Source organism: Streptomyces sp. NPDC030222 (assembly GCF_055573115.1).
The window spans coordinates 45,485-62,634 of sequence record NZ_JBVICA010000027.1; the positions used below are offsets into that span (position 1 = coordinate 45,485).

Annotated in this window: 12 protein-coding genes; 8 read left to right on the forward strand and 4 right to left on the reverse strand. The window is 73.9% G+C overall.

Annotation, left to right across the window (positions count from 1 at the left end; all coding sequences use genetic code 11):
• Positions 1 to 21: 21 nt before the first annotated feature.
• Together ACZ4Z5_RS29660 and yczE are read right to left on the reverse strand one after the other, a co-directional pair.
• A complete protein-coding gene (locus ACZ4Z5_RS29660; RefSeq protein ID WP_468268441.1) occupies positions 22 to 786 on the reverse strand; it encodes a glycerophosphodiester phosphodiesterase in 765 nt (254 codons plus the stop codon).
• Positions 783 to 1,406 carry a membrane protein YczE gene (yczE, locus tag ACZ4Z5_RS29665; RefSeq protein WP_468268543.1) on the reverse strand — a complete coding sequence of 208 codons (624 nt, stop codon included), beginning with the start codon at positions 1,404 to 1,406 and terminating at the stop codon, positions 783 to 785. Before yczE ends, ACZ4Z5_RS29660 begins: the two co-directional genes overlap by 4 nt.
• 382 nt (positions 1,407 to 1,788) lie before the next feature.
• Here yczE and ACZ4Z5_RS29670 point away from each other — a divergent pair, with 382 nt between their 5' ends.
• A complete protein-coding gene (locus tag ACZ4Z5_RS29670; RefSeq protein ID WP_468268444.1) occupies positions 1,789 to 3,288 on the forward strand; it encodes an SCO1417 family PLP biosynthesis transcription factor in 1,500 nt (499 codons plus the stop codon).
• A 434-nt stretch (positions 3,289 to 3,722) separates the two neighbouring features.
• Here the strand turns inward: ACZ4Z5_RS29670 and ACZ4Z5_RS29675 are convergent, their stop codons facing one another.
• Together ACZ4Z5_RS29675 and ACZ4Z5_RS29680 are read right to left on the reverse strand one after the other, a co-directional pair.
• Complete coding sequence (locus tag ACZ4Z5_RS29675; protein ID WP_468268447.1) at positions 3,723 to 5,318, reverse strand: ATP-binding protein; 1,596 nt, start codon at positions 5,316 to 5,318, stop codon at positions 3,723 to 3,725.
• Between the two features lie 88 nt (positions 5,319 to 5,406).
• Positions 5,407 to 5,601, reverse strand: a complete 195-nt coding sequence (locus ACZ4Z5_RS29680) for a hypothetical protein (protein WP_468268546.1) — start codon at positions 5,599 to 5,601, stop codon at positions 5,407 to 5,409.
• Between the two features lie 257 nt (positions 5,602 to 5,858).
• Here ACZ4Z5_RS29680 and ACZ4Z5_RS29685 point away from each other — a divergent pair, with 257 nt between their 5' ends.
• From ACZ4Z5_RS29685 to ACZ4Z5_RS29715, 7 genes are all read left to right on the forward strand, one after another.
• Positions 5,859 to 6,251, forward strand: a complete 393-nt coding sequence (locus tag ACZ4Z5_RS29685) for an ankyrin repeat domain-containing protein (RefSeq protein WP_468268450.1) — start codon at positions 5,859 to 5,861, stop codon at positions 6,249 to 6,251.
• Between the two features lie 267 nt (positions 6,252 to 6,518).
• Positions 6,519 to 7,937, forward strand: coding sequence for a HEAT repeat domain-containing protein (locus ACZ4Z5_RS29690; RefSeq protein ID WP_468268453.1), 1,419 nt, complete (start codon positions 6,519 to 6,521; stop codon positions 7,935 to 7,937).
• 503 nt (positions 7,938 to 8,440) lie between these two features.
• On the forward strand, positions 8,441 to 9,571 hold the full coding sequence (locus ACZ4Z5_RS29695; protein ID WP_468268456.1) for a glycosyltransferase family 4 protein: 1,131 nt from the start codon (positions 8,441 to 8,443) through the stop codon (positions 9,569 to 9,571).
• Positions 9,568 to 10,758, forward strand: a complete 1,191-nt coding sequence (locus ACZ4Z5_RS29700) for a glycosyltransferase (RefSeq protein ID WP_468268459.1) — start codon at positions 9,568 to 9,570, stop codon at positions 10,756 to 10,758. The genes ACZ4Z5_RS29695 and ACZ4Z5_RS29700 overlap by 4 nt, the downstream gene beginning before the upstream one ends.
• On the forward strand, positions 10,755 to 11,762 hold the full coding sequence (locus ACZ4Z5_RS29705; protein ID WP_468268462.1) for an SGNH/GDSL hydrolase family protein: 1,008 nt from the start codon (positions 10,755 to 10,757) through the stop codon (positions 11,760 to 11,762). Before ACZ4Z5_RS29700 ends, ACZ4Z5_RS29705 begins: the two co-directional genes overlap by 4 nt.
• Positions 11,759 to 15,352, forward strand: a complete 3,594-nt coding sequence (locus ACZ4Z5_RS29710) for a hydantoinase B/oxoprolinase family protein (protein WP_468268465.1) — start codon at positions 11,759 to 11,761, stop codon at positions 15,350 to 15,352. The genes ACZ4Z5_RS29705 and ACZ4Z5_RS29710 overlap by 4 nt, the downstream gene beginning before the upstream one ends.
• A 90-nt stretch (positions 15,353 to 15,442) precedes the next feature.
• On the forward strand, positions 15,443 to 16,987 hold the full coding sequence (locus tag ACZ4Z5_RS29715; RefSeq protein WP_468268468.1) for a hypothetical protein: 1,545 nt from the start codon (positions 15,443 to 15,445) through the stop codon (positions 16,985 to 16,987).
• Positions 16,988 to 17,150: the final 163 nt, after the last annotated feature.

Here is a 17,150-nt window from a genome sequence, read left to right on the forward strand (position 1 = left end):
GGAGACGCGGCGCGGCCGGGCTCAGTGCCAGGCCCCCCGCTGGGTCATCACCGTGCGGAGCGTCTCGATGTGATCGGTCATGATGCCATCCACCCCGAGATCCAGGAGACGGTGCATCCCCTCGACGTCGTTGATGGTCCACACATGAACCTGGAGGCCCAGCGCGTGCGCGGTCCGCACGAACCGGCGGTCCACCACCCTGATGCCGCCCTGCGCCTCCGGGACCTGAGCGCAGACCGCGCCGCTGCGCAGCGCCGCCGGTATCGAGAACGAGCGCAGCCGCAGACCCAGCACGCCGCGGACCCCGTACGAGGTGGCCAGCTGCGGTCCCGCCATCCGGTGCGCCCTGGCCACCCGGCTCTCCGAGAACGAGCCGACGCACACCCGGTCCCAGGCGTTGGTCCGGCGTATCAGCTCCACGAGCGGGACCAGGGCGGGCTCGGCCTTGATGTCGACGTTCCAGCGTGCGTCGGGGAACGCCTCCAGCAGCTCCTCGAAGAGCGGCAGGGGCTCGCTTCCCCCCACCCGGGCCTGCCGGACCGTGCTCCACGGCAGGTCGGCGATCCGGCCGCGGGTGTCGGTCACCCGGTCCAGGGTCGAATCGTGGAACGCGACGAGCTTCCCGTCCGACGTGGCGTGGACGTCCGTCTCGAAGTAGCAGTAGCCGGCCTTCGTCGCCCGCTCGAAGGCCAGGGCCGTGTTCTCCAGGCCGTCCGCCGCGCCGCCGCGGTGGGCGAACGGGATCGGCGTCGGGTGGTCCAGGTAGGGGTGCAGTTCGTGGGTCACCGCCGCAGTATGGCGCGCCCGGGTGTACGGCCGGCGACCACGGTGCTTCTGCCCTCCGCTCCGGGGATGGCGAAGACCCGCAGGAAGATCTGGGCGAGGGGGCCGATGGCCAGTGCGTAGGCGATCGTGCCCACCCCCACCGAGCCGCCGAGCAGGAACCCGGTCGCGACGACCGCGACCTCGATACCGGTCCGGACGAGCCTGATGGAACGCCCGGTGAGCCGGTGCAGGCCGGTCATCAGACCGTCGCGCGGGCCGGGGCCGAAGCGCGCCGAGATGTACAGCCCGGTGGCCACGCCGTTGAGCACGATCCCCGCCCCCATGACCGGGACCTGCGCCGCGAGTCCGTGCACGTCCGGCGCCACGGCGAGCGTGCCGTCCATGGCGAGGCCGATCACGAACACATTGGACACCGTGCCCAGCCCCGGGAGCTGGCGCAGCGGGATCCACAGCAACAGCACCGCCGCACCGACGGCGATCGACACGACCCCGATCGTCAGTCCGGTCCGTTCCGCCAGTCCCTGGTGGAGAACGCCCCACGGCTCCAGTCCGAGGCCGCCGCGCACGAGCAGTGCGGAGCTCACGCCGTAGAGCGCGAGGCCGGCGTAGAGGTGCACCAGCCGCCGGGTGAGGTGGGTGCGCCGCGGGCCGGCCGTGGTTGCGGCCTCCTGGTGGCCGGCCGTGCCGGTTTCGGCGCCCTGTGGGTCGGCTGTGCCCGGTTCGGTGTCCTGTGGGTCGGCTGTGCCGGGTTCGGTGTCCTGTGGGTCGGCTGTGCCGGGTTCGGTGTCCTGTGGGTCGGCTGTGCCGGGTTCGGTGTCCCGTGGGTCGGCTGTGCCGGTTTCGGTGTCCCGTGGGCCGGCCGTGCCGGTTTCGGCGCCCTGTGGGCCGGACGTGCTGGACAAGAATCTGCCCCCTGTGGTGGCGGTGGACTGACTCATGACACTCTGTGGCTGGGATTCCCGGGCCAACCATGGCCAATTCGAGGAAGGTGGACTGGTTTCGATGGCAGCGTGGACCTCGGCGGTCGGAGCGGCGCAGCTCGCCCGGCAGCTCAGCGCCCAGCAGGCCCGACCCGCGGGGCCGGGCACCCGCAAGCCGCCCGCCTACCGCGCACTCGCGGACGGCATCCGGCTGCTCGTCCTCGAAGGCCGGGTCCCGGTCGCCGCCCGGCTCCCCGCCGAGCGGGAACTGGCGGTCTCCCTGTCCGTCAGCCGCACCACCGTCGCCGCCGCGTACGAGGCGCTGCGCACCGAAGGCTTCCTGGAGTCCCGCAGGGGAGCCGGCAGCTGGACCGCGGTGCCCGCCGGCAACCCGCTGCCCGCGCGGGGACTGGAACCGCTGCCCCCCGAGTCCCTCGGCTCCATGATCGACCTCGGCTGCGCCGCCCTGCCCGCACCCGAGCCCTGGCTCACCCGCGCCGTGCAGGGCGCGCTGGAGGAACTGCCGCCGTACGCCCACACCCACGGCGACTATCCGGCGGGACTGCCCGCGCTGCGCCAGATGCTCGCCGACCGCTATACGGCGTGCGGTATCAACACCATGCCCGAGCAGATCATGGTGACCACCGGGGCGATGGGCGCCATGGACGCCATCTGCCACCTGTTCGCCGGCCGCGGTGAGCGCATCGCCGTGGAGTCGCCGTCGTACGCCAACATCCTCCAGCTGATGCGGGAGGCGGGGGCCCGGCTCGTCCCCGTCGCCATGGCCGAGGGGCTCCGCGGCTGGGACCTGGGCCGCTGGCGTCAGGTGCTGCGGGACGCCGCGCCCCGGCTCGCCTACGTCGTCGCCGACTTCCACAATCCGACCGGTGCGCTCGCCGACGAGGACCAGCGGCGCCAGCTGGTGGACGCGGCCCGCTCGGCGGGGACGGTGCTCGTCGTCGACGAGACCATGTCGGAACTCCACCTGGAAGCGGACATGGAGATGCCCCGCCCGGTCTGCGGCTTCGACCCGGCCGGCAGCACGGTCATCACGGTGGGATCCGCCAGCAAGGCCTTCTGGGCCGGCATGCGCATCGGCTGGGTACGTGCCGCACCCGACGTCATCCGCAGCCTGGTGGCCGCCCGTGCCTACGCCGACCTGGGCACCCCCGTACTGGAGCAGCTGGGCGTCAACTGGCTGATGGGGACCGGCGGCTGGGAGGAGGCGGTCGAGCTGCGCCGGACCCAGGCCCGGGACAACCGTGACGCGCTGGTCGCGGCCCTGCGGCGGGAACTCCCGGCCTGGGGGTTCGAGGTCCCGCGCGGCGGACTCACCCTGTGGGTCCGCGCGGGCGGCCTGTCCGGCTCCCGTCTCGCCGAGGTCGGCGAACGCGTCGGCGTCCGCGTGCCCTCGGGACCCCGCTTCGGTGTCGACGGCGCCTTCGAGGGCTACCTCCGTCTGCCCTTCACGGTCGGCGGCCCCGTCGCGGACGAGGCGGTCGCCCGCCTTGCGGCCGCCGCGGACCTCGTCTCCACCGGCGTCACCACCGGCACGGAGGCCCCCCGCACGTTCGTGGCCTGAGGGCGACGGGGGCGTCCGACGGTGCGGGGCGGGCGTACATCGCATTGGTCGTCGTCGGGACAGGGTTGTACGGCCGAAGGTGGTCGGTCGTCCGGGCGTCGAGAGTGACCGTCGTGGGCGGGGCAGGTGTCTCGGCCGAGGGATGGCCGTCCCAGCCGATGGAAGGCCGCCTGTGGTCGAGGGATGGGAGTCCCGGCCGAGGGTCGTCGTTGCCGAGAGGCGGTCGCGTTGGCCGAGAGGCGGCCGCATCGCCCCCGGTGACAGGCGTCCCGGCCGAGGGTGGTCGGTCGTCCGGGCGGAGAGAATGACCGTCGTGGGCGGGGCAGGGGACGGTCGTTCCGTGCCCCTGCCGGGGCGTGCGCCCCGGCGTCAGGCCACAGGTCAGGACCACAGCGCGGGCCGAGCCTTGCCACGCCGGCGGCCCCCGGAGGCGGTCAGCTCTCCGCGGGGACGGGGCCGGACCGTACGCCCGGGACCGGCTCCGGCTGCGGTCCGGGATCGGCGGGCTCCGGGACCGCCGGCACGTCCTTGTACGCGGGGAGGAGCGCGGTCACGGCGGCGCCCTGGGCCTCGCTCGTCGCGTCGTCGTACGGATCGGGCGTGGCCGGGACCTGCATCCGGAGGACCGGGCCGCCGCCCAGCCGGGCGTAGCCGCGGCCGGGAGGCACCTGTGTCGGCGGGGTGGTGTGGGGCGGCGCTCCGAGCACCACGGTGATCCGGCCGGCGGTGGCGGGGCCCAGCACGACCCGCGCGGGCGTGTGCGCCACCACGGTCTCGTCCAGCATGCCGAGCGCATCGAAGTGCTCGGCCACCACGACGGTGACCTGGACCGCCCTGCCGTGCTGCAACGGCACCCGGAGGAGGCGCTGTGGGTCGGGCTGCTCGTCGGCCGCCGCCAGATGCCCGAGCAGCGTGGGCCGGTCGAGCAGGATCCACAGCGGTCGCCTGACGTCGTCGGGCAGCGGGCAGCCGGTCTGCCGGGCCCGGTTGGCGGCGATGAGCCGGCGTTCCGTCTCATGGGCCGCCCATTCGAGCGCGGCGAGGGACCCCGAGAGCCCGCACTCCACGGCGAGGACGCCGGTCCGGCCGGTCAGGCACGCGTACTCGCCGTTGCCGCCGCCGTCCACGATCACTACGTCGCCGTGCGACAGGGCCTGGAGGGCGATCGAACGGAGCAGGGTGGTGGTGCCGCTGCCGGGCCCGCCCACGGCCAGCAGGTGAGGCTCCGAGGAGCGCGCCCCGGTGCGCCACACCACGGGAGCCGCGTCGCGGCGCCCGTCGGCGTCGGTCACCGGGACGGTGCGCGCCACCGCGTCGGCGTCGGTGAAGCCCAGGACGGTCTCGCCGGGGGCCGTCACGAACCGCTGGGCGGTGATCGAGGTGGGAAGCGCGCCGAGCACCGTCATGACGAGCCTGTTGTCCATCTCGTCCCATTCGAAGCGGTACTCGCGTCCCCGCCCGGACTTCGCCTGCAGAAGCTGCTCGATCCGTGCGCGGGCATCGGCTTCCCCGTCGGTGAAGTACGCCGGATACCTCACCCGGAGCCGGGTGAGCCGCCCGTCGCCGTCGAACGCGAACCCGTCGAACGCGGACTTCCACTCCCCGTCGTGGGCGTACAGCGGTTTCGGGTCCTCGGGGACGGCGAAGTACGGCACCAGCGCCTCGTAGAGCGCCTGGAGCCGCGCCGCCTCCGCCTCGTCGGGCCCGGTACCGGCGGGTGTGCGCACCCGGCCCTTCCAGCCGGCCACGCCCATCAGCGCCACGAGTGCGAGCAGCGGCCCGTACGGGAGGAGTGCGATCACCAGGACGCTCGCCGCGACGAGGAACAGCGTGGGATTGCGCCGCTCCTTCGGTGTCGCGGCCCAGCGTTCCCTGCCGTCGGCGACGAGCACCCGCAGGCCGCGGGTGACGGTGATCAGCGGATGGAGGACATCCGTGGCGCCGTCGGCGGCCGTCCGCGCGAGCTCCCGGCTGCGGGCGATGGTCGCGGTGCTGGTGCTCAGAATGCGGGGGAGTGGTCGCCGGGCCACATCGGTCTCCTGGAACGCTGGGATGGGACACCTCCGATGGGCCCCGGCGGTGGCCGGGGGAGGTGACTGGGTGCCGGGAGGGCCCGGGTCAGAACTTGATGCCGCCGAGGAGGCTGGCGAGGCTCTGGCCGCCGGCCGTGATGCTGGGCGCGATCGCGGTGCCGGCGAGGTAGAAGCCGAACAGCGCGCAGACGACCGCGTGCGACGCCTTGAGTCCGTCCTTCTTGAAGAACAGGAAGACGATGATCGCGAGCAGGACGACGCCTGAGATGGACAGAATCATGAGTATCTCCTGGTCGAGGGGGACAGTCACCATGAGTTGTTCCAGGTTCACGCCAAGTATCTATGCGATAAAAGGTGCAAACGGGTGGTTATTCGGGTTTTTCACTGGAGTGGCGGACAAGAATTCGACACGGTGCCGCCACACTGCCCCGACCGTCCCGGCAGTACCCTGTCGGTTCACTCGTGTGACGACCCCGTCACGCGAGCCGCATCAGACCAGGTCCATGCAGGTCAACGCAGTGAGAGGCGGTCCGTCCGATGAGTGAAGCCCCGGATCCCGAGGTGGTCGAACTGGCGACCCGGATCTTCGATCTGGCGCGCCGGGGCGAGACCGAGGCGCTGGCCGCCTACGTGGACGCGGGCGTGCCGGCCAACCTCACCAACGACAGCGGTGACACCCTGGTCATGCTTGCCGCCTACCACGGGCACGCGGCGGCCGTGACCGCCCTCCTCGACCGCGGTGCCGATCCCAACCGTGCGAACGACCGGGGTCAGACCCCGCTCGCCGGAGCCGTCTTCAAGGGCGAGGACGCCGTCGTCAAGGCGCTCCTGGCCGGCGGCGCCGACCCCGCGGCGGGTACCCCCTCGGCCGTGGACACCGCCCGAATGTTCGACAAGAGAGACCTCCTGGAGCTGTTCGACGGCCATTGAGCGCGCACTGAACGGCAGTTGAACGGTCACCGAACATTCCGTCGCTCGGTACGCCGGAAATGTGGTCGCGGCGGCGAAATGGCTGGGTCATCATGACGTCGAGCCCTCCCCCGGGACCGTCCCGGGGGCCCATCAGGGCCCATGACGAGAGGCAGAGGAAGATGCACTGCACCAAGCAGAAGACGGCGGACGGTCGATCATGCTGCCGCGCGGCCTAGCAAGGCACGAGTCCCGGTTGCGTCGACAGCTTGATGTGAGGCAGTTTCCATGTTCGATCCAGTCATAGCGCCGAGCGGTACCCTGCTCGGCCTGTTGCAGCGGGGCCGCGGCGACGGCACGCTGCACGCGCTGGCGGCACCCCGCGCCGAGGCGCTGGCCGCCCTGAACCACTGCGTCCTGAGCGACCCCAGGCACGACTGGCAGGTGGAGAACCGCTCCCTCTACTACGCACGCCTCTACCTCGACCTCGACGGCAGTCTCCAGGAGATCGAGCGGCACCTCTTCTCGGCCGACGACCTCCTCGACGACGGCGAGGAGCGCACCGGCCTGGCCCTCTCCGTGCTCGGCCACCTCGCCGCATACGGCAGGGACGACGCCCTAGCCCTGCTCCGCCGCTACGCCGCAGCCGGCAGCAACTGGGCCTGGGCGCTGGACGAGCTGGCCCTCCGCGACGACGACGCGGGCCTGCGTGCGCTCGCCGACCCGGTGCTCGCGCGCTTCCCCGACAGCCCCGAAGGCAGGGCCGAGCTGGCCACCGCCGTGCGCGACGCCTTCGAGCCGCGGCCCTGGCGGCTATGGGCCGACGACCCGCGCGACGCCGTGGGCGCCCGGGTGCGGGCCGCGCGGGAACAAGGCTCCTTCGACCGCTGGCAACGTCAGATGCGGCCGACCGGACCCCGTCCCGGGTGGAGCGTCCAGGCCGTCTTCGACTGGGCGCAGGACGGTGCGGACCGCGGGGTGCTGCTGCACCTGCCGGCCGCCCGCTGCCTCACCGCCGTCGCCGGACCCGACGACCGCCCCCTGATCCTCGAAGCCGCGCGCAGCGCCCCGGACGGTGCGCGCTGCGCCGCCCTCCACTACCTCGCCGAAGCCCGCGACCCGGCCGTGCTCGATCTCATCGAGGCCGCTGCGGACGACACCTCCACGACCGTCGCCGAAGCCGCCGTGCAGGCCTTCGAGCGGATGTGCGGCGACGAGGCGCTGGACCGTGCCCGTGGCTGGGTCCACCGCCCCGACGCCCTCGGAGCCTCCGCCGCCGGCGTCCTCGCCTGCCGCGGCGAGGCCCGCGACGCCCAGCTCGTCCTCGGCGCCCTGCGCGAGACCGTACGCGCCGACGGCCCCGACGCGCCCTTGCTGTGGTCGCTCGTCGACGGCACCGGCCGCCTCGGCATCGAGTGCGCCGCGCCCGTGCTCCGCCACGTCTACCGCGAGACCACGTCCTCCCACCTGCGCACCCGCACCGCACGTGCGCTCGCCGCCACCGACCCCTCGTTCGCGACCGGCTTCGCCGTCGAATGCCTCTGGGACTGCGAGGAGACGACCCGCGAAGTCGCCGCCCACCACGCCGAACTCGTCGACGCCCGCGTCGCCGAACGCCTGCGCCGCCTGGCCGCCGACCCGGCGGAGGAAGCCGAGGTCCAGACCGCGGTCCGCAGCCGCATAGGCCCGGACGCGCCGCCCGCCTGACGCCCGCCCAGCCACTGGCCGCCCGACTCCCGGCCGTCGCGTCCCCCGATGGTGGAAGCGGCGGCCTCGGCCTTGGTGGCGCTCGACCGGGTATGGATGCGACGGCCTCGGCGCGGACGCCACAGGCCGCGTACGGAATGCGACGGCTCGGTGTGGGCGGGAGCCACGGTCCGGCGTGGTGGCCTGTGCGGGTGGTCCGGCGCTCGGTCGTACGCCCTGCACAGGTCCGACGCGCGGCGAGGGTGCTCGGCCCACCAGGCGCAACGGCCCGCAGCACATCGCTCGGGACGCGGGCGAACGCTTCGGGGCTCCGGCGCCGGCCCGGAGGTGTCCGCGTTTCTGCCTCCCGGTCGCAGGACGGCTGCGGCGTGTCCGGCAGACCGGACGAAAGCCGCCCACGGCTGTGTCCCCGGTTCCCCCAGGGGGCGAATGCTCACGGGACGTTCCACGCCAGGAAAGATCCAAGTCGGCGGGCCCACTCCGGACGCGACGAGAACACGGGTATGCGTGTCGTCATCGTCACCGAATCCTTCCCGCCCGATGTCAACGGCGTCGCACACTGCACCCTGCAGACCGCGCGTCATCTCGCCGCGCGCGGACACGAGCCGCTCGTCATCGCCCCGGCCGTCGCTCACGGAGGCGACGCCCCCGCCGACACCGACGCCCCCTGCCCGGTCATCCGGGTGCCCTCGCTCCCGCTCCCCGGCTATCCGCAGGTCCGGGTCGCGCTGCCCAGCCGACGGGTCGCCGCGGCCATGGCGGCGCACCGCGCCGACATCGCCCACCTGGCGAGCCCGTTCGTGCTCGGCGTGCGCGGCATGTCGGCCGCGTCCCGGCTCGGCATCCCGGCCGTCGCCGTCTACCAGACGGACCTCGCCGGATACGCCCGCACGTACATGGGAGCGGGCGAGGCCGCGGCCTGGCGGCGGCTGCGCGCCGTGCACGGCGCCGCCGACCGCACGCTCGCGCCGTCGACCGCCGCCGCCCGCGACCTCGCCGAGCAGGGCATCCCCCGGGTGCGGCTGTGGCCTCGCGGTGTCGACACCGAACGGTTCCGGCCCGCACTGCGCGACGAGTCCCTGCGCCGCGAACTGGCCCCTGGCGGCGAACTCCTCGTCGGCTACGTCGGACGGCTCGCCCCGGAGAAGCAGGTGGACCTCCTCGCCGGGGTCTGCAAGCTGCCCGGCGTCCGGGTGGTCGTCGTCGGCGACGGGCCGAGCGGACCGTCCCTCCGTGGCGAACTGCCCGGCGCGGTGTTCCTCGGCCGCCGGACCGGCGACGAACTCGCCCGGATCTTCGCCTCGTTGGACGTGTTCACGCACACCGGCCCGTACGAGACCTTCTGCCAGACCGTGCAGGAGGCCATGGCCGCCGGCGTGCCCGTCGTCGCCCCCGCCGCCGGCGGCCCCATCGACCTCGTCGACCACGGCGAGACCGGCCTGCTCGTCACGCCCGGCGACGCGAACGCCGTGCGCCACGCCGTCGCCGCACTGGCTGCGGACCCCGCGCTGCGCGACCGTTACGGCCGCGCGGGACGGGCGAAGGTCGAGGGCCGCACCTGGTCCGCCGTGGGCGACCAGCTCCTCGGCCACTACGCCGAAGTCCTCCGGGCGCGAACGGCGGTGGCCGCATGACCGCGCACGGAACGGCCGCACCCGACCGGGGACTGCGGATCGTACGGCTCGCCAACTTCGTCACCCCCGCGTCCGGCGGACTCCGTACCGCCCTGCGGGAGCTGGGCCGCGGCTACCGCGCCGCCGGCCACGAGCCGGTACTGATCGTGCCGGGCAGCCGTGCGAGCGATCTCGACACCGCCCAGGGACGCGTCATCACCCTTCCCGGGCCCGTACTGCCCGGCACGGGCGGGTACCGGGTCCTCACCGACCGGCGCCGGGTCCGGCGGCTGCTGGAGTCACTGGCTCCCGACCGGATCGAGGTCAGCGACCGTACGACCCTCCGGTGGACCGGCGAATGGGCACGCCGTGCCCGGGTGCCCTCGGTGATGGTCTCCCACGAGACCGCCGACGGCGTCCTGCGCACCTGGGGACTTCCGGGCAGCGCCGCCCGGCGCGCCGCCGACCGGCTCAACACCCGCAGCGCCTGGGCGTATTCGCGGATCGTGTGCACCACCGAGTGGGCCGAGCGCGAGTTCGTCCGCATCGGCGCCCGCAACGTCGTACGGGCCCCGCTCGGCGTGGACCTGCTCCGCTGCCGCCCGGGCAGACGCTCCGCGGCGCTCCGGGCACGGCACGCCGACGGCGCCTCCCCGCTGCTCCTGCTGTGCTCGCGGCTCTCCGTGGAGAAACGGCCCGGCATCGCCCTCGACGCGCTCGCCGAGCTCCGCGAGCGCGGCGTCCGGGCCAGGCTGGTGGTCGCCGGCGAAGGCCCGCTCGCCGACGGACTGGAGCGCCGCGCCCGGGCGGAGCGGCTGCCCGTCACCTTCCTCGGCCACCTCTCCGACCCCGAGGAACTGGCCGGGCTGCAGGCCGCGGCCGACCTCTGCGTGGCCCCCGGCCCCGCCGAGACCTTCGGGCTCGCGGCGCTGGAGGCCATGGCGTGCGGCACTCCCGTCGTCGCCAGTGCCTCCTCGGCGCTCCCCGAGGTCCTCGGCGGCGCGGGCCTCGCGGCGGTCGACACCCCGGGCGCCTTCGCCGACGCCGTGCAGGCCCTGCTCGCACGGCCCGAGGAGGACCGCCGGAACGCCGCGCGTGCCCGCGCGGAGCTGTTCGGCTGGCAGGCCGCGGTGAACGCCTTCCTCGCCGCCCACGACGCCGCCCCCGGGCCCGCCCGGAACCGCCGGACGGAGGCCGCGGCGATATGACCGCCGAGACGACGCACCGGCCCGCCGCCACGGCCCTGCAGGCCGTGTCCCCGCCCGCGGGGGTGCCCGGACCGCGGGCCGTGATCGCGGCGCGCGGCCCGGCCACGGCCGACGGCACGTCCCTCCCCGCCGTGCGGTTCGCCGCGCTCGGGGACTCGCTCACGGAAGGCGTGGGGGACCCCTTCGAGGGCGGCTGGCGGGGCTGGGCCGCGCTCCTGGCCGAGGGGCTCGCACCGGCGGGGCGGGACGTGGAGTTCCGCAAGCTCGCGGTCAGCGGCGCGCTCACCCGGGACGTCGCCGAACGCCAGACGCCCGACGCGGTGGACTTCGCGCCGCACGTCGCGTCCGTGGTCGTGGGCGTCAACGACACGCTCCGCCACACCTTCGACATCCGCGAGGTGGCGGGGCGACTGGACGCCGCCCTCTCCGCCCTCACCGCCGGCGGAACGGTGGTGCTCACCGCCTGTCTGCCCGACCCCGGGGCGATGCTGGGCCTGCCCGCCCCGCTCGCCCGGCCGCTGGCTCGCCGCCAGCGCGCCGTCAACGCGGTGGTGCACGCCCTCGACCGCCGCCACGGAACGGTGCATCTGCACGCCGCCGACGGCTCCTGGGTCGCGGACCGCCGCATGTGGAGCGCCGACCGGCTGCATCCCGGCGAACGCGGCCACCGCTGGATCGCGCGGGGGTTCCACGAACTGCTCGCCGCACGCGGACTCGCCACCGGGGCGCCGCCCCTCGCGGACCCGCAGTCAGTGCCCCCGGGGACCGCCGCCCGCGTGTTGTGGCTGGCCACCGCCGGCACCGCGTGGGTGGCGCGCCGCTGCACCGACCTGCTGCCGCAGCTCCTCGCCCTCGCCGCGGCCGAGGTCCGCCACACCCTGCGCGGCACCCGCTCCCACCTGGACGCCCGTGCCGCCCGCGCCCTCGACACCGCACTGAGCGCGGTCTCGCTGGACGGGCACGCCGACGCGGCGGCCGCTTCCCTTGCCAGAATGGGTGAATGAGCGGGCGCTGGGAGTTCTGGATCGACCGAGGCGGCACCTTCACGGACGTGGTGGGCCGTCGGCCCGACGGACGGCTGGTCACCCGCAAACTGCTGTCGCACAACCCGGAGCGCTACCGGGACGCCGCGGTCGCCGGCATCCGGCTGATGCTGGGCCTCGGCCCGGACGCCCCGGTGCCCGCGGACCGGGTCGAGACCGTCAAGATGGGGACGACGGTCGCCACCAACGCCCTGCTGGAACGCCGCGGCGAACCCACCGTCCTGGTCGTCACCGAGGGGTTCCGGGACGCCCTGCGCATCGCCTACCAGAACCGTCCGCGGCTCTTCGACCGCCGCATCGTGCTCCCGGAGTCGGTGTACGACCGGGTGATCGAGGTCCCCGAGCGGGTCGCCGCCGACGGCACGGTCGTGCGGCCGCTGGACCTGCCGGCCGTCACCGAGGCGCTCCGCGCCGCCCACGAGGACGGCTTCCGCAGCGCCGCCGTCGTGATGATGCACGGCTACCGCCACCCCGCCCACGAGACCGCCGTCGCCGAGGCGGCCCGCCGGCTCGGCTTCACCCAGGTCAGCTGTTCGCACGAGGTCAGCCCCCTGATCAAGCTGGTGCCGCGGGGCGACACGACCGTCGTGGACGCGTACCTCTCGCCGATCCTGCGCCGGTACGTCGACGACGTGGCCAAGGAACTCGACGGCATCCGGCTGATGTTCATGCAGTCGAACGGAGGCCTGCGCGAAGCAGCCCACTTCCGCGGCAAGGACGCCGTGCTCTCGGGGCCGGCGGGCGGTGTCGTCGGCATGGCGCGCACCGCCGCACAAGCGGGCTTCGACCGGGTCATCGGCTTCGACATGGGCGGCACCTCGACCGATGTGTCGCACTACGCGGGCGAGTTCGAGCGGGTCTTCGGCACCCAGGTCGCCGGGGTGCGGATGCGGGCCCCGATGATGAACATCCACACCGTCGCGGCCGGCGGCGGCTCGGTCCTGCACTTCGACGGACAGCGCTACCGCGTCGGTCCCGACTCTGCGGGCGCCGTTCCCGGCCCGGCCTGCTACCGCCGCGGCGGCCCGCTCACGGTCACCGACGCCAATGTGATGCTCGGCCGGATCCAGCCCGCCCACTTCCCGGCGGTCTTCGGCCCGGACGGCGACCAGCCCCTGGACGCCGAGGCCGTACGGTCCGGGTTCGCGGAACTGGCCGCCCGGACCGGGGGCGGCCGCAGCCCCGAGGAAGTCGCCGAGGGCTTCCTGGAGATCGCCGTGCTCAACATGGCGAACGCCGTCAAGAAGATCTCCGTCCAGCGCGGCCACGACATCACCCGGTACGCCCTCACCAGCTTCGGCGGCGCGGGCGGCCAGCACGCCTGCGCTGTGGCGGACGCGCTCGGCGTCGACACGGTTATCGTGCCGCCGCTCGCGGGTGTGCTGTCCGCGTACGGGATCGGGCTCGCCGACGCCACCGCCATGCGCGAGCAGTCCGTCGAGGCCGAGCTCGACGACACGGCGCTGCGGCGCGTCCGTGAACTCTGCGACGCCCTGGCCGGCCGCACCCGCGCCGAGCTGCGCGCCGACGCCGTCCCGGACAGCGCGATCAGCACCCGGGCGAGGGTGCTGCTGCGGTACGCCGGCACGGACTCGAGCCTCGCCGTCGACCTGGGCACCGTCGCCGGCATGACCGCGGACTTCGAGACCGCGCACCGCGCGCGTTACGCCTTCACCATGGACAAGCCGCTGGTCGTCGAGGCCGTGTCGGTCGAGGCCGTCGGCTCGGCCGGGCCGCACGGCCCGCTGACCGCGGGCGGCGGCGACGGCGCGGGCCCGGTCGCGCCCCGGGCGACGGTCCGGATGTTCGCGGAGGGCCGCCGGCAGGACACCCCGCTCTTCCACCGCGAGGACCTGCGGACCGGGGCCACGGTCGAAGGCCCCGCGATCATCGCCGAGGCCGACGCCACCACCGTCCTCGACCCCGGCTGGAAGGCCACCACGGGGGAGCTCGGGCACCTCCTGCTCGCCCGTTCCCGCCCGCGCCCGGCGCGCACGGCGGTCGGCACCGACGTCGACCCGGTGATGCTGGAGATCTTCAACAACCTCTTCATGTCGATCGCCGAGCAGATGGGCGTCCGTCTGGAGAACACCGCGCACTCGGTCAACATCAAGGAGCGGCTGGACTTCTCCTGCGCCCTCTTCGACGCCGAGGGCAACCTCATCGCCAACGCCCCGCACATCCCCGTGCACCTCGGATCCATGGGCGAGTCGATCAAGGAGGTACTGCGACGCAACGAGGGCGCCATGCGCCCGGGCGACGTCTACGCCATCAACGACCCGTACCACGGCGGCACGCATCTGCCCGACATCACCGTGGTGACCCCCGTCTTCGACGAGGCGGGCGAACGGCTGCTGTTCCTCGTCGCGTCCCGCGGCCACCACGCCGAGATCGGCGGCATCACCCCGGGCTCCATGCCCTCCTTCAGCCGCACGGTGCACGAGGAGGGCGTGCTCTTCGACAACTGGCTGCTGGTACGGGACGGGAGACTGCGGGAGGCCGAGACCCGCGAACTCCTCGCGAACGCCCCTCACCCCTCCCGCGACCCCGACAGCAACCTCGCGGACCTGCGGGCTCAGATCGCCGCGAACGAGAAGGGCATCTCCGAACTGCGCCGGATGGTCGACCAGTTCGGACTGGACGTGGTCCAGGCCTACATGGGGCACGTCCAGGCCAACGCCGAGGAGTCGGTGCGCCGGATCGTCGCCGGGCTGAACGACGGCTCGTACCGCTACGAGACCGACAACGGCGCGGTCATCGAGGTCGCGGTGCGCGTCGACCGCGCGGCGCGCAACGCGGTGCTGGACTTCACCGGGACCTCGCCGCAGCAGCCGGGCAACTTCAACGCGCCCAAGTCCGTGGTGATGGCGGCCGTCCTCTACGTCTTCCGCACGCTCGTCGCCGACGACATCCCGCTCAACAGCGGCTGCCTGGCGCCGCTCGAGGTCCGGGTGCCGGAGGGGTCGATGCTCGCTCCCGAGTACCCCGCCGCCACCGTGGCGGGCAACGTGGAGACCTCGCAGGCCGTCACCGGCGCCCTCTACGCGGCGCTCGGCGTCCAGGCCGAGGGGTCCGGGACCATGAACAACCTCACCTTCGGCAACGACCGGGTGCAGTACTACGAGACGATCGCCAGCGGCTCGGGGGCCGGGGACGACTTCGACGGTGCGGACGCCGTCCAGACCCATATGACCAATTCGCGCCTCACCGACCCCGAGGTGCTGGAGTGGCGCTACCCGGTCCGGGTCGAGAGCTTCGCCGTCCGCAGGGACAGCGGGGGCGCGGGCCGCCGGCACGGCGGGTGCGGCGTCGAGCGGCGCATCCGCTTCCTGGAACCGATGACGCTGGCGCTGCTGACCGGCCACCGCCGGGTCCCGCCGTACGGCATGGCCGGCGGCGCCCCGGGGTCCCTCGGCGAGAACCTCGTCGAACGCGCCGACGGGACGGTGACCCCGCTGGGCGGCTGCGACACGGCCGAGGCGGCGACCGGGGACGTGCTGGTCGTCCGTACTCCTGGGGGCGGCGGCTACGGGTGGCCCGACGGCTCCTGACTCCCCCCACGACGCCTCGGCGCCCTTTGGCGGCGGCGCCGGTCTGCGCTGTTTCGACCGTTGTCGGTGCGAGGACCTAATCTGTGCACCGTGACTTCGCCTGCCGTACGGGATTCCGCTCCGCCCCAGCTCAGCATGGCGTCGCGGCCCGCACCGGGCCCGGCCGCCGACGAGGGCCTGGCGCGGCGGCTCCGTGCGCTCGCCTGCACCGCGCCGCTGCACGACCTCGACGTGCGCAAGGCCAATCTGGCCGGTGAGTACTCGGTGTACGCGATGGCGGAGGTCGCCCTCGCGGCCATCGACCTCGTGACGCTGAACATGGACTTCGACACCGGCGCCGACCACGACCAGATAGTGGCCAGGCTGGTGCCCCGGGTCGCGGCCCAGGCGCCGGACCGCCCGGCCGCCCAGCACGAGCGGGTCGCCCGCTGGGTGCTGGAGAACCTGATCAACGTCGGCAGCGTCGACCGCGGGTTCCGCGCGGTGTACGGCACCTTCGACGCGGACGGGGCGTACGTCCGCAGGGACTACGACTTCAAGCTCGTCGAGGAGGTCCCCGGGCACGGCGGGAGCGTCTACCTGCGCACCACCGACGAGGCGGTCAACGTACTCGTCGGCGCCCTCGACACGGACGTCACGAGCGCCCAGATCGCCGCCGAGGTCAAGCTGGAGGTGCTGATCAGCCGTGGCAGGCTCGCCGACGCGCAGCTCGCCGCCGAGCAGGCCCGCTACCGCACGGTGCAGTACGCCGAGACGCTCCGCAGGACCCTGGAGGCGACCCGGCGCAATGTGCGCGCGGTCGACTGGTTGAACGCCGTGCCCGACATGATCGCCGAGGCGCTCGACCACGTCGCCGACCGGTACCGCCACGAGAACGCGATCCTCACCAACATCCGCAAGGTCCGCGACGAGGCTGAGACCGGCAACGACCCGAGGACGGGCGAGCACAAGCGGCGCGCGGCCGAGCTCGTCGACATAGTCAAGGACTGCATCCGCCGGCACACCCAGCTCCAGTCCCGGCTGCTGGAGGCCGGACCGCTGTTCCGGGCCGAGCAGGACCGGCAGGCATTCGCCCAGCCCACCGTCCGCTCCGGCCTCGATCTCTACGGACAGCTGGTCGCCCCCCTGATGCCGCTTCCCGTGGAGCAGGCCACCCGGGTCACCGACGCGTTCTTCGCCCGCGGCACCGGGCTGCGCACCCCGGTCTCCGTGCGCGTCGCCGACCTCGTCGACATCCTGCTCACGCCGCCGGCCGAGCGGGAGCACCTGGGCGCGGAGATGCCGGAACCGGACCTCATCGCCACACCGGACGACAGCCGGTTCAGCGAGGAGCAGCTCGCCGCGGCCATGGAGCTGCTCGACCTGCCGCACGACGCGCCTCGACGGCTCTCCGGCCTGCTCGCCGAGGCCCGGCGCCGCGACCCCGATCTGCCGTATCTCGTCGCCCTGCTCGCCGTCCACGCCGCCAGCCCGCCGGTCGGCACGGCCTACCGGCAGGGCGAGGAACGGCTGCTCTTCGCCGTCGACGACGGCACGCGGCTGGACGACCCCGAGTTCGGCGGCGCGGACCTGATCGTGGGCACCGCCCTCCTGGACGCGGCCGCGATGGCGGCGGACCGGACGGACGCGGCATGATCATCCCGTCCACGTCGATGATCTTGAAGCAGGACCGGTCCGCGGACGACCGCGTGGACCACCGCACGAACCACCCCGCCGAGGAGCACCAGTGACCGACCAGCAGCACGCCGCCGACCCCGCCGCGCGGGTCGCGTCGGCATTCGATGCGGCTGCTGAGCCG